At 72.0% G+C, this 12,712-nt stretch carries 10 protein-coding genes; 8 read left to right on the top strand and 2 right to left on the bottom strand.

The annotated features are described in order from the left end of the window. Window positions 1-128: 128 nt before the first annotated feature. Window positions 129-1,097, top strand: a complete 969-nt coding sequence (locus HW130_RS00060) for a mannose-binding protein (RefSeq protein ID WP_177147499.1) — start codon at window positions 129-131, stop codon at window positions 1,095-1,097. Between the two features lie 108 nt (window positions 1,098-1,205). On the opposite strand, the gene HW130_RS00065 is transcribed toward HW130_RS00060, so the two are convergent. After that, entirely contained in the window at window positions 1,206-2,057 is an 852-nt protein-coding gene (locus tag HW130_RS00065) for a (2Fe-2S)-binding protein (protein WP_177147239.1), read from the bottom strand. A 250-nt stretch (window positions 2,058-2,307) separates the two neighbouring features. Here HW130_RS00065 and HW130_RS00070 point away from each other — a divergent pair, with 250 nt between their 5' ends. The 6 genes from HW130_RS00070 (at window position 2,308) to HW130_RS00095 (ending at window position 10,210) form a co-directional block, all read left to right on the top strand. Continuing rightward, window positions 2,308-3,498 (top strand): acetyl-CoA carboxylase biotin carboxylase subunit family protein, encoded by a 1,191-nt coding sequence (locus HW130_RS00070; RefSeq protein ID WP_177147240.1) that lies wholly within the window; start codon window positions 2,308-2,310, stop codon window positions 3,496-3,498. Next, a complete protein-coding gene (locus HW130_RS00075; RefSeq protein ID WP_177147241.1) occupies window positions 3,495-5,273 on the top strand; it encodes an IucA/IucC family protein in 1,779 nt (592 codons plus the stop codon). Before HW130_RS00070 ends, HW130_RS00075 begins: the two co-directional genes overlap by 4 nt. 93 nt (window positions 5,274-5,366) lie before the next feature. Then, window positions 5,367-7,136 (top strand): IucA/IucC family siderophore biosynthesis protein, encoded by a 1,770-nt coding sequence (locus HW130_RS00080; protein ID WP_177147242.1) that lies wholly within the window; start codon window positions 5,367-5,369, stop codon window positions 7,134-7,136. After that, window positions 7,133-8,341 (top strand): type III PLP-dependent enzyme, encoded by a 1,209-nt coding sequence (locus tag HW130_RS00085; RefSeq protein ID WP_177147243.1) that lies wholly within the window; start codon window positions 7,133-7,135, stop codon window positions 8,339-8,341. Before HW130_RS00080 ends, HW130_RS00085 begins: the two co-directional genes overlap by 4 nt. 350 nt (window positions 8,342-8,691) lie before the next feature. Further along, window positions 8,692-9,873: a tyrosine-type recombinase/integrase gene (locus HW130_RS00090; RefSeq protein WP_375256490.1), complete on the top strand. Its 1,182-nt coding sequence runs from the start codon at window positions 8,692-8,694 to the stop codon at window positions 9,871-9,873. Between the two features lie 4 nt (window positions 9,874-9,877). Continuing rightward, complete coding sequence (locus HW130_RS00095) at window positions 9,878-10,210, top strand: helix-turn-helix transcriptional regulator (protein WP_177147501.1); 333 nt, start codon at window positions 9,878-9,880, stop codon at window positions 10,208-10,210. A 394-nt stretch (window positions 10,211-10,604) separates the two neighbouring features. Here HW130_RS00095 and HW130_RS00100 read toward each other — a convergent pair whose 3' ends face one another. Next, window positions 10,605-11,729, bottom strand: coding sequence for a hypothetical protein (locus HW130_RS00100; RefSeq protein ID WP_177147244.1), 1,125 nt, complete (start codon window positions 11,727-11,729; stop codon window positions 10,605-10,607). Window positions 11,730-11,884: 155 nt separating this feature from the next. Between HW130_RS00100 and xerC the strand changes: the two genes are divergently transcribed. Beyond that, entirely contained in the window at window positions 11,885-12,637 is a 753-nt protein-coding gene (xerC, locus tag HW130_RS00105) for a tyrosine recombinase XerC (RefSeq protein WP_177147245.1), read from the top strand. Window positions 12,638-12,712 lie beyond the last annotated feature (75 nt).

The raw sequence follows: 12,712 nt of genomic DNA on the forward strand, positions 1-12,712 counted from the left end.
AGAGCCGAACCGGCTCACTCGACGCCGCTTGCCCAAATCCCGCCGCGCTGACCGGCGTTCGTGCGGCCCGGCCGCTGTGCGGGCCCGTGCCCACCACCGACAGCTCCGCCACCGAGGAGGAGTACCGCATGTCCCCCCAGCACCACACCCCCGGCGCGAACGCGGAGGCGGCCGCCGCCCGCACAGAGGAGGCGGGTTCGCCACCCCCGTCCTCGGCACCGGACGAGCAGGCCCCGAGCCCCGCCGCGGCCCCCAAGGCGGAATCAGGCACTGCCCCGAGCGGGGAGACCGCTGCCGCGGCCACCACCGCCGCCGTCCCGCCCGCGACCGCCGCCAAGCCCGCCGAGGAGCCCGAGGAGGGCGTCGCCGTGGCGGCGGCCGTCGGAACGGCGCCGCCGGACGTCAAGGCCGACACCGGTACCGACACAGGACGCCCCCGCAAGCCGATCCTGGCGGGGGCCGCGATCGCCGGCGCCGTCCTGGTCGCCATACCCCTGCTGCTGGCGGGGAGTGCGAGCGACGAGCGACCCGACTCCGCCAAGGGGCCGGCCGCGGACTCCGACACCGTCCTGAACGCGAGCTCCGCCCCCGCCGTGCTCGACGACTACGTGACCGAGAAGCCCAGTTCGTCCCCGAGCAAGGCGAAGCCGAAGAAGAGCGAGGCTCCGAAGGTCGTCGTCCAGCCTGCCGCGCCCTCGCCGAGCCCCAGGGCGAGCAGCTCGCCCGAGAAGAAGGTCCAGGCGAAGCCCGAGCCCAAGACGACCCCGAAGCCGGACTGGGGCACCAAGACCGTCTACGCGACGAGTGTCCTGCAGGTCGGACAGGCCTGGTCCACCAACCGCATCCGCATGATCATGCAGAGCGACGGCAACCTCGTCGTCTACAACGAGGAGGGCAAGCCCATCTGGGCGGCCATGACGTTCGGCGCCAACCACCGGGCAATCTTCCAGCAGGACGGCAACCTCGTCATCCACAACGCCGACGACCGCCCCATCTGGGCCTCCAGGAGCCACGGCCACGAGAACGCCCAGTTGGTCCTGCGGGCGGACGGCAAGGTCGTCATTCTTCACAACGGCAAAGCCGTCTGGTCCACCTGACACCGCGGCGGGTCGGAAAGGCCCGCCGACTGCCGGCCTCGCCGCTATGTGACGGGCCGTGATCGCACACCGGCGCCACGGCTCGTCACGCTGCCCACTCCGCCGCGGTCAGCCCCCGTCCTCCAGCCTCCGCAAGCGCTCCGAGTCACAGGTCCGGGGACACGTCGAGCACGCCTGGGCGGCCGCGAAGGTGTAGTACATGCAGCAGCCGAGACGTGTGCGGGTCGGGTGCCGCCGCCCGTCCTGACCTGCCAGCCGGCGGAAGTCGGCGCCGCCCGGGAAGGGCGGGACGGCGGTCGGAAGCAGCTCGGTCGCGGCCCGGATCGCCCGGTCCTCCTGGTCGAGCATGCGGCCGAGGTACCAGATCCCGGAGACCAGGTCGTCGGCGGCCATGCCCCACAAGGCCCTTGGCCTGCGGCGCGCATGGGGCCCGACAGCCGCCAGCAGAGGTCCTGCGTGGTCGGCGACGGCGGCGCGCAGTTCGGCGCGCAGCGCCTCTTCGTGTGCCACCACCCGGACACCGGGCATCCCGGCCGCCGGGTCGTCGGGCAGGCAGGCGAAGTCGGAGCCCGGGACGATCTCGAACGCCGCCGCCGCGACGTCGATGCGGACATCCTGCGGGGCGATGCGCGGAACGCGCCGCTCCAAGTACCAGGGGCCGCTCATCAGCAGACCGACGGACCAGAGGTAGTCGTGCAGTGCGCGGGAGGCGGCGACGTCCCTGCGGGGCGCATGTCCGTGCTGTTCCCGGATGCGGGCGGACTCGGCGTCGACGAAGGCGTCCAGCGCTTTCTCGCTCCGCGTCAGTTCGGCCCCGTCGAGGAGCGCTTCGGTTGCCGTGGAAGCGATCCGCACGTCCAGTGCTTCGCATGAGGCCACGAGTTCGAGGTAGGTGCGGGCGAGCGCGGCGGCCGGGGTCACGCCGGGGCCGGCTGTCGCGGTCCCTGTGGCCATGGTCATCGGCAGTCCTTCATGGAGCGGCACGGTAGCTCGGGTGTCACAAGACGAAAAGGTAAGCCTTACCTTAGTCGAGCGCCCACCCCGGCGATCAAGGGGGGCGATTTCCGCGAGTCGCACGGAAGTTGATAACTTAGGGTTGCCTAACTTCGGCTGCCGCGCCGAGGGCGAAGGCCGGTCGGCGCCTGCGCCGCCGCCGACCTCTCCCCACGCCGCCGTCCCCACGTCCTCGACTCGGAAGGGGCCACCGCCCATGCGGTTGTACCTGCTCGCACTGAACCCCACCGACTCGGTCACCGACGGCTTCCTCCCGGCCGCAGCCCGGCTCGGGCTCGACGTCACCGTGCTCACCGACCAGCCCCGGGCCCACCGCCGCACGTACCCGGACATCGAGGTCCTGGAGTGCGACGTACGCGACTTCCGCGCGGTCATCACCCGGCTCGCGACCCACCACACACCCGACGCGGTCTTCACCAACAGCGACCACCTGCAGACCCAGGCCGCCCTCGCCGCCGACTACTTCGGGCTCCCCGCCAAGCCCTGGCAGGCCGCGCTGCGTACCAAGGACAAGGCGCACATGCGCCGCCACCTCGCCGCGACCGGGGCCGACACGGTGTGGTCGACCGAGCTGGCCGCCGGCCAGGACCCGGCCGTACTCACCGGCCTCGACGTACCGTTCCCGTGCGTCGTCAAGCCCCGCGAGGGCGTGGCCAGCGAGGACGTGGTGCTCGCCGACGGCCCCGAGGATCTCCTGCTGCGCTGCAAGGAGATCCAGGAGCGGCGCCCGGAAGCGGCGCTGGTCGTCGAGGAGTACCTCGCCGGTGAGCTGTACACCCTCGAAACACTCGGCGACGGTCGCGTACGCCACGTCCTGGGCGGCTTCCACACCGAGCTGTCCGCCCCGCCGTACTTCATCGAGGAGCGGCTGGCCTTCGTGGCCGCCCACCCCGAGCCGGTCGTGGAGCAGATCCTCGCCCAGCTCGACGCGCTCGGCGTCGGCTTCGGCGCGTGCCACACCGAGTTCGTGGTCCACGAGGGCCGCGCCCGCATCATCGAGGTCAACTACCGTGCCATCGGCGACCAGTGCGACCTGCTGCTGGCCCAACTGCTGGACATCCCGCTCTTCGAGCACATACTCCGTACGCACCTGGGCGAGCCGCTGCCCGCCGACCTGGGCGCCCGTACCGACGGCGCAGCCCGGCTCGCATGCCCTTGCGTCGACAGGGCCGGCACGCTGACATCAGCCCCGGCGGCCGCCGATCTCGTCGTGGACGGTGTGAACCTGACGTACCGGCCGCTGCGCGAGGTCGGTGAGCGGCACGGTCTGTACCACACGAACCGCGACTACCTCGGCGTGGTCCGAGCCATCGGCACCGATCAGGAAACCGTCGACCGGGTCGTGGCCGGCTTCCTCGCCGCTCAGCGCTGGGAGTTCACCCCATGACGGTGACCCTGACAGCCGCCGGCACGGAGGCGGACCTGCTGCTGCGGGTGCTCGGTGCGCTGCTGCGCGAGGACGTCGCGGGCCTGCGCACCCGCTCCACGCCGGTGGAGCGGGAGGACGGGCTCTGGCTGCGGCTCGCCCACGACGCGGACGGTGACGCCCTGCTGCTCCCGGTCGTCGAGGACGGCTTCCAGAGCAGGTACACCGCGCGACTGCCGCTGCTCGTACGGGAGTCGGACGGCCGTGAGCTCGCCTCCCACGACGACGTCCTCGCCGCCTTGAGCACGCACGCGCACCCCGCCGACCGGGCCGGCTTCGGCGCCTTCGCCGAGGAGTGCCGCCAGACCCTGGCCACCATGCGGCTGCACGCCCGCACCCGCGAGGAGGTCACCGGCCGGATCACCGACCGTCACGGCGCCGACCCCGCAGACTGGACAGGCCTTGCCGGCGGACTCGCCCACGACACCCTCGCTGCCCGCCATGACCACCCGGTCTACCCCACCGCGCGCGGACGCTCCGGCCTGGACGAGGAGCAACTGCGCGCCTATGCCCCCGAGTTCCACCCGCGCTTCGCGCTGCGCTGGATCGCCGTGCCGCGCGAGGCCCTCACCGTCCCGGGTGGCACCGCCCGGCTTCCCGACCGGTGGCCCACGCCGGCGGTCCTCGGCCTCCCGGAGCTCTTCCACAGCCATATCGCCCTCCCCGTCCACCCGCTCACCGTCGGAGCGCCCCTGCGCGAGGCACTGCGGGCGACGGGCCTCCAGGACCGCGCCGTGCTCGCCGACCACCCGTATCTCGAGGCCGTGCCGACCCTGTCGATGCGTACGGTGGCTCTCGCCGCCGACCCGGCCCTCCACCTCAAGCTGCCGCTCACCACCGCCACCCTGGGCCTGCGCAACCGCCGCACCATCAAGCCGGGCACCCTCGTCGACGGCGCCGCCTGCCAGCGCCTCCTGGGAACGGTGGTCGCCCGCGAGCCGCGCTTTTGCGACACGATTCTGCACGCCGACGAGACGGTGTACGCCCACGCCGGGCACGAACTCCTCGCCGTACTCGCCCGCCGCTACCCCGCCGGACTCGACGCCGCCGTCGTCACGCCCATGGCCGCCCTGCTGAGCGAGGCACCGAGCGGCGCAATGGTGATCGACCACCTCGCCGACCGCTTCTACGGCGGCGACCCGATCGCGCTGCTCGACGCCTGCCTCACCCTGCTCTTCGACTGGCAGACCACGCTCTTCGGCTACGGCATCGCGCTGGAGTCCCACCAGCAGAACATCTCCGTCGTCCTGGACCGGGACGGGAACGGCCGAACCCGTCTACGGCTGCTGCTCAAGGACAACGACGGGCCGCGGATCAACACCGCCCGCATGCGAGAGACGCTCGGAGCCGACGCCCCGGAGCCGTCCGACTTCGACGACGCCCGGATCTTCGCCGAGGACGACAGGCCGGTCACCGACCTGTTCACCACCATCACCGTCCACCTGTGCACCGGGGCCTACGCCTTCGGGCTCGCCCGGCAGGGCCGCGCCCCGCTGGAAACGCTGCTGGACCTCGTACGCGACCGGCTCACCGAGGCCGTCGACCGGCTCGGTACCGGGGCTGGGGAGCCCGGCGGGATCCTGCGCGCCCATGTGCTCGACGCCCACGAGCTGCCGGTCAAGGCGATGGTCACCGCGGGAACGCTGCTCACCAAGGAGCGTTCGGGGGCAGCGGACATCAACAAGCACTACACCACCGGCCCCAACTACCTCCTACGGGCGGCGATGGCACGATGAGCGCCCCCGCGCCCCCAAGCCCCCGGCCGACCACGGGAATCGCCGCCCTCCGTCCCTGAACCTCCGCTCTCTCCGCATCCGCTGGAGCCGTTTATGCCGCTGACCGATTCGATCGGTGCCACCTCCGTTTCCGCCACCCCCAGCGGGCTTCCCACCGCAGACGACGTCGTGGCCCACACCCTCCTCAACTGCCTGTTGCGGGAGATGCCCGGCACTGAGCACCAGACCGCCGTCACCGACGGCCACCTGCTGTTGCGTCTGCCCCGCCGCGGCGTACTGCTGCGCGTCGCCCTGCGCCGTACGTCGCTGCTGGGCGCGCACCGCTTCACGGGGCCGGTGCGGGAGCAGCGCGACGGCGACTGGACGGAGATCGACTGGCGGCGCCTCGCCGCGTACACCCAGGACGAGCTGACATCGCGCACGGGCGTGCGCAACGAGGAGTTCCCGGACCAGATCGCCTCCAGCCACCAGGCGGTCACGGCCGCCCTCGGCGTACGCGCCGCACGGCCGAAGCCGCGCGCCGGCGTCCCGGACGGGCTCGCCACCTATCTGGCTTCCGAGCAGTCGCTGCTGTTCGGCCATCGCTTCCACCCCACCCCCAAGGCACGCAGCGGCGACACCGCCTCATGGCTGTCGTACGCGCCCGAGACCGGGGCCTCCTTCCCCCTCCGCCACCTCGCGGTGCGCGAGCATCTCATCGCGCAGGAGACCGCCGAGCGCGGCTCGGCCGACGTGCTCGACCGGCTGCGTTCCGACGTCCCGGCCGGCTACCGGCTGCTGCCCGCCCACCCGTGGCAGTACGAGATGCTGAGCGGACACCCCGGGCTGCGCGAGGCCGTCGAACGGGGCGACATCCTCGAACTGCCCCTGGCCGGGAAGCGGTTCGCCGCCACCGCGTCCGTACGCACCCTGTACGACGGCGACACGTTCCTGAAGTTCAGCCTGAACGTCCGCATCACCAACTGCCTGCGCAAGAACGCCAGTTACGAGCTGTCCGGCGCGGTGGCCATGACCAGACTGCTGGAGCCGGTCCTGAACGCCATGGCCACCCGCTTCCCCGGCAGCGCCGTGCTCCGCGAGCCCGCCTACCGAAGCCTGCTTCTGCCGGGGCCCGACGGCGCCCCGGACCGCGCCCTGCTCGAAGGCTTCGGCGTGATCGTCCGCGAGGGCCTTGCGGCGAGACTGTTGCCCGGCACCACGCCGCTGCTCGCGGCGGCCGTCGCCGACGAGTACCCGACCGGACCCGGCCACATCTCCCGGCTCCTCGAAGGGGCAGGGCCGGGGGCCGCCCTCGACTGGTGGTCGGCGTACCTGAAGCTGCTCGTCCCACCCGTCCTGGCCGCGTACTTCGACCACGGCCTGGTCCTGGAGCCGCACCTGCAGAACGTCCTCGTCTGCGTCGACGTAGAGGGCATGCCCGCCCAGGTCCTCTTCCGCGACCTGGAGGGCACCAAGCTCGTCCCCGAGCACCACGCCGACGCCCTCGCCGGGCTGCCCGCCGCGGTCGCCGGCCCCATGACGTACGACGCCGAGCGCGGCTGGGACCGGGTCGTCTACTGCCTGCTGGTCAACCACGTCGCCGAAATGCTCGCCGCCGTCGCCGACCTGCACCCGCAGACCGAGCGCGCCCTGTGGGCCGAGGTCCGGGCCACCCTCCAGGCGTACGCGGACCGGTACGGCTGCCCGCCGAGGCTCGCCGCGCTGCTCGCGGGCGTACCGCTGCCCGCCAAGGCCAACCTGCTGACGCGCTGGGAACGCAAGGCCGACCGCGAAGCCGGTTACGTCCGCCTGCCCTCCCCGCTCGCCGAGAACGTGCTGTCCGAAACGGTCCATGACCACGACACCTGGAGCAACGCCCGATGACCGCCCTGACCGCCGCGGTGCGTGACCGCGTCATCTCCCTGGCCGCCGACGAGCTCCCGGCGTACGTCTACGACCTGGCGGCGCTGCGCGAGCACGCAGCCGCCGTACGGACAGCCCTGCCCGAACACGTCGAGCTGTACTACGCCGCGAAGGCCAACCCGGAGCCGGAGATCCTCGCCGCGCTGGGCCCGTACGTCGACGGCTACGAGGTCGCCTCGGGCGGGGAGCTCGCCCACGTCCGCAAGGCGGTACCGGGCCGCCCGCTGGCCATCGGCGGCCCCGGCAAGACGCCGGCCGAGATCGCCTCTGCCCTGGAACTGGGCGTGGAACGCTTCCACGTCGAGAGCGTGTACGAGCTGCACATGCTGGCGCAGCTGGCCCGGCGGGCGGACGCGAAGGCCGGGGTCCTGCTCCGCTTCAACCTCGCGGTGTCCGACGGCTCGCTGGCGGACAGTTCGCTGGCGATGGGCGGCCGGCCCACCCCGTTCGGCCTCGACCCGGCCGACGCCGACACGGTCGTCCGCCTGCTCAGCGACGGCACCTACCCGCATCTGCGGCTGCGCGGCGTCCACGCCCACCTGGCCAGCGGCCTGCGCGCCCCCGAACAGCTCGCGGTCGCCGAATCCATCGTGACGTGGGCGACGGAACTGGCCGCCCGCCACCGCGTCCGCCTCGCCGAGGTGAATGTCGGCGGCGGCATGACCGTCGACTACGCCGCGCCCGACCAGCGCTTCGACTGGACGGCGTACGGCGCCGGGCTCGCCCGCCTCGCGGCCGCCCACCCCGCCCTCACCCTGCGCATCGAGCCGGGCCGTTCCCTGACCGCGTACTGCGGTTGGTACGCCACCGAGGTGCTGGACGTGAAGCACAGCCACGGTGAGGAGTTCGCCGTCGTCCGCGGCGGCACGCACCACCTGCGCACCCCGGCGACCAAGGGTCACGACCAGCCCTGCTCCGTCCTCCCGGTGGACACCTGGCCCCACCCCTGGCCCCGTCCGGCTGCCCGGCAGGACCGGGTCACGCTGACCGGCCAGCTGTGCACCCCCAAGGACCTCCTGGCCCGTCACGTCCCGGCACCGGGTCTGCGCGCCGGGGACCGGGTGGCGTTCGCCCTCGCGGGTGCCTACGCGTGGAACATCTCGCACCACGACTTCCTCATGCACCCCCGGCCCGGCTTCCACTTCCTCGACCGGGCGGGGGCCTGACCGGGCCGTGGGACGGGGGCGAGGCGAATTCCTCGGCACATTGGTGACGTACCCGTAGCGGCCGGGGGGCGGGGACCCGTGCGGATGCCCGACACAGGTCTCGCCACCACGGCCCGGGCCCTCGGCGGCGCGGGACGCAGGGACCGGGTCCGGCAAGCCGGTCCCCGCGGGCCTGCAGCCACGTACTGCCTGCCGGTAACTGGAGCGCCGACGGGTTCGTTCCGCTGCTCCGTGCGGGAGTTGCGGCTGTTCATACAGGTCGGAGCTGCGGGTAGACGCTTCACTCGATCGTGTGGGGATCTGACGATTCCTCGCAGATTTCAGGAGTTCTCTCCGTAATTTTCTTGCCTGTGACGGATTCCGGGACCCGCCGCTTCTCCCTCATCACGGGTGGCGACGTAGCTGTGAAGGACCGGCCTGGCGGGCAAGAGGCGCCGGAGCCGGGCCTGGCCGACGTTCTGACGCTCCAACGGCAGACCGCGGCATTGGCATCGGCGGAAGCCGAGCGGGCGCTCTACCAGGATTCCCTCGCCGAGTACGTGTGGGCCCGGGATGTTGCGGGGTTGTCACCGCGGACTCTGGAGTCGCTGGTTCAGCCGGTTCTGGAGATCTGCTCGTACTACGACGTCATGCCTTGGCATCTGAGCTCGCGGCAATTGGACAAGTACTTTGCGGGTCCGGGCAAGCGGGCGCGGCACACCACGATCCGGTCGAAGATCAATCGGATTGATCTTTACTACGCCTTCCTGGAACAGCGGTACGCCGGTGAGATCCACCGCCGGTTCGGCGCGGTGGTCCAGTCGCCGGTCGATGCGTTCAACCGGCCGGTGCACCGCGGGGACTTCGGGCTGCGGATCCCGCCGTCGGCGCGGGCGACGAAGGAGTTCTTCGCCGCGTGGCGGGAGGCTCTGCCGCGGGCGCGGAAGTACCCGGTGGCGGTCCGGAACTACGTGATGTCGCAGCTCACGTACATCTCCGGTGTCCGGGCGGCGGAGCTGTGTCAGGTGCAGCTCGGGGACGTGCACTGGGAGAACGGCCAGTGGGGACGGTTTCTGGTCCATGGCAAGGGGGCCGGCGGCTCTGGCCCCCGGGACCGAGAAGCCTTCCTCTTTCAGGAGGGTCGCGCGCTCTTGTGGTGGTACGTCGAACAGGTGCGGGGCGAATTCCCCGATGACCCCTGCGACCCGCGGGCGCCGCTGTTCCCTTCCGAGCGGCTGGCGAAGTCGCTGGCCGGCATGGAGGGATTGCTCGCGCCGCCGGTCGTGCCCGACACGTTCCGACGCGCGCTGAAGATGGCCTCGCGCGAGCATCTGCGGGGGCCGGTCAGCGAGCTCTTTCCGCATCTGCTGCGACACGCGTGCGCGACCCACAACTATGAGGCGGGGATGCCGTTGTGGGACGTGCAGGTCTTGCTCGGCCATGTCTGGGCATCTACCACGGTTGGCTATCTCGCGACCGCGAAGGGCGACCCGGAGCGGGAGAGCCTGGAGTCTTCCCGGCGAGCGGTTCGCCGGCTGAGCACGGAGGCGTGATCCGCTGAAGTGGAACCTGCGCTGGGCCGCGGCCAAGCGCGACATCTGGCGCCCGACCCAGTTGCAGGCGGCCTTTCGGGAAGTGGGGTTCACCCCGTCCCTGAGCAAGGTGGCCGCGCTGTGGTCGAACAAGCCGGTCACCGTTCGGCTGGAGGACCTGGACATGATCTGCGCCGCCCTGCAGTGCACGGTCGCGGACCTGATGGAAGCCGAGCCGGTGGCGGCGGCCGAGGGACGCCCGGAGACCGAGCAGCGGGCCGTCGGCGAGAGCGGGCCTGCACGCCCGATTCCCCGGCGTGGCAGCGGCGGCGCCCGGCGCCCGCTGCCTCCGAACTGAAACGGGGTGAACGGTGATAAGGGGCTTTGGGCTGCTCGGTTCGTGCGGGACGTGCGCGGGCTGGGGCGCGGTGAACGGGAACGCCATGTGCCCGAGGTGCGCGTGGGCGTGGATCCGCGTGCCCTCGGGGCGGGACGGCTGGAGCGAAGCTCCGTGCCGCCGCTGCGCCTGCACCGTGCCGGTGACGCGGGCGGGCGTGTGCGCGCCCTGTCTCCTGGCTGCCCGCCTTGGCGAGGACGATCCCTGGGTCTGGGGCGAGCTCCACGATGACCCCCTCGCCCCGGGCCGGCCGCGACAGCTTGCCCTGGACATCGAGGGAATCGCCCTGCCCGAGGCGAGGCCGGTACGGATGCCACAGAGCAAACCGGGGCGGCGCTACAACATCCCCTCGTGGTTACGGGCCCGGTTTCCCGAGCCGGTCCAGGACGATCCCCGGATCTGTACGCCCCAGGTTCCCGGGCAACTTGGACTCTTTGCCACCCCGGCCCGCCAGTTCTCCCGCACCCACGCGGCCCGCATCAGCGACCGGCACATCCCCGGCTTCGAGGCCGTCTCCGAGCAACTGCGGCAGATGGCGGACCAGCGCCGGATACGGGCCAGGACCGTGTGGATCTGGCGGCTGGAGGGCTTCGCCCGCCTGGCCCTGGCGGCGCGGGACCCCGATCAGCACCAGGTTGCCGCCGAGGCCCTGAGGGACCTCCTCTACAACGGCCCGATCCTCGGACAGGCCCTGGAGAGGGCCGGTCTTCTCGCACCGCCTCCACCTCGCCGGGTAGTCGCGCCGCGCGGCACCGGCCCCACCCGGCAGGGCGGCCAGCGCGACCCTGAGCTGCGGGGGCAGTGCGCGCACTGTCTGGCCTGGGCGAACGACCGCCGGACCCTGTGTGTGCCGTGCACCAGCTGGTGCTACGAGCTCCGCAAGCGCGGCGGCAGCGATGCCGAGTGCGACCGCTGCCACCGCACGCTGATGCTCAGCGGCGGGATGTGCCGCATGTGCCGGATCGTCGTCGCGGAAACCGAGGTTGACACCGCCCAGATCGCGATGGAGAACGGCGACCAGCTGTGGTTCGCCCGCCCCCACGCCGCGGGATTGGCAGTCGGGCGCCTGCTGCCCGGCACCGCGGCGCTCAAAGGCCGCTTCGCCCTCAAACGCCGCCGCGCCCGCGCCCGGGCGAGGTCCGCGCGCCGACTGTCCGAGCATCTCCTCGATCCCGCCCAGCTGGAGCTCTTCCCGGCCGCGCCCCGGGACTGGACCCGCCTGGACACCGCCCAACCACCCGCCCTCACCACGGCGGCCGCCAGCCTGGTCGCCGACTTCACCGATTACATGCGCGGCCGCGGATGGAACACCGACTCCTTCAGCGGCAGCATCCGCACCCTGCGCATCGTGACGGGACACCTCGGCACGGACGTTCCCATCCAGGAGAGCGACATCCGGGCTCTGGCCTCCGTACGCGCCAATCTCCAAGGCGCCCGTGTTGTCAACTACCTCCGCCTGCGCGGCCTCCTTGGTGTCCAACCGCCCAGCGACCCCTGCATCGCCCGCGCCCGACACCATGCCTGCACCATCAGCCAACCGGCCTTCGCCGCCGCGGTGCACACCTTCATCGACGTACTCCTCGGCCAGGGCAGCACCCCCAGCCGGGCCCGCAGCCCAAGACCGGCGAGAACTACGTGGCCGCCATTCTCGACACGCTCGAAGCTTGGATCGCGGACGGGCTCACCGATCCCCGCGAGATCACCAAGAAGCACATCGAGGACGCCCTGGAACCGCTCCGCGGCGACCAGGCCCGCCGCCTGCACACAGCACTGCGTTCCCTGTTCAGGGCCCTCAAGCGCGAACGCCTCGTCTTCCGCGATCCGGCCCGCGGCATCTCCCTCACCAGCAGCCGATCGGTGCCTACCGCGCTTCCCTCCGACCGCGTCGCCGGCCTCCTCGACCGTCTCGACGACCCCCGCGACCGCCTCATGGTCGCGCTCGTCGCGATCTACGCTCTCCTGCCCGGACAACTCGTCCACCTCCAGCGAACCGACCTCGACCGCAGCCGGGGCCAGCTTCGGCTGCGCCGGGCGGGGCGTATGGACCACTTCATCTACCTCGACGCCCTCACCCTGCGCCTGGCCACAGCGTGGGAACTCCAGCGCCACCGACGCTGGCCCGACAGCTCCAACCCGCACCTCTTCGTCACCCGCAACACCGCCGTCGACGACTGCGGCCCGCCCATCAGCGCCGGCGTGGTCCAGCAGCTCTTCCAGCGAGTCGGCCTGCCTGCCGGCCGCCTGCGCGTGGATCGAATCGTCGACGAGGCGCGCCACAGCGCTGATCCCGTACGGCTGATGGAGCTCTTCGGCCTGTCCAACCTCTCCGCCACCCGATACGTGCTGTCCGCGCACCCGGAGAGGCAGAGCGGCCCCCTCGCCCCGTAGAGCAGGTGGCGCTTGCTGCGGTGTCGACCAGAGTCCGCCCCTTGCGGACGGTGGTGAATCCGAGTGGCGCCGACC

The organism is Streptomyces sp. PKU-EA00015, from assembly GCF_013387495.1.
GTDB lineage: Bacteria > Actinomycetota > Actinomycetes > Streptomycetales > Streptomycetaceae > Streptomyces.

Coding starts and splice junctions, on each gene's coding strand:
- HW130_RS00060 (WP_177147499.1), top strand. CDS start 129: ATGTCCCCCCAGCACCACACCCCCGGCGCGAACGCGGAGGCGGCCGCC.
- HW130_RS00065 (WP_177147239.1), bottom strand. CDS start 2,057: ATGACCATGGCCACAGGGACCGCGACAGCCGGCCCCGGCGTGACCCCG.
- HW130_RS00070 (WP_177147240.1), top strand. CDS start 2,308: ATGCGGTTGTACCTGCTCGCACTGAACCCCACCGACTCGGTCACCGAC.
- HW130_RS00075 (WP_177147241.1), top strand. CDS start 3,495: ATGACGGTGACCCTGACAGCCGCCGGCACGGAGGCGGACCTGCTGCTG.
- HW130_RS00080 (WP_177147242.1), top strand. CDS start 5,367: ATGCCGCTGACCGATTCGATCGGTGCCACCTCCGTTTCCGCCACCCCC.
- HW130_RS00085 (WP_177147243.1), top strand. CDS start 7,133: ATGACCGCCCTGACCGCCGCGGTGCGTGACCGCGTCATCTCCCTGGCC.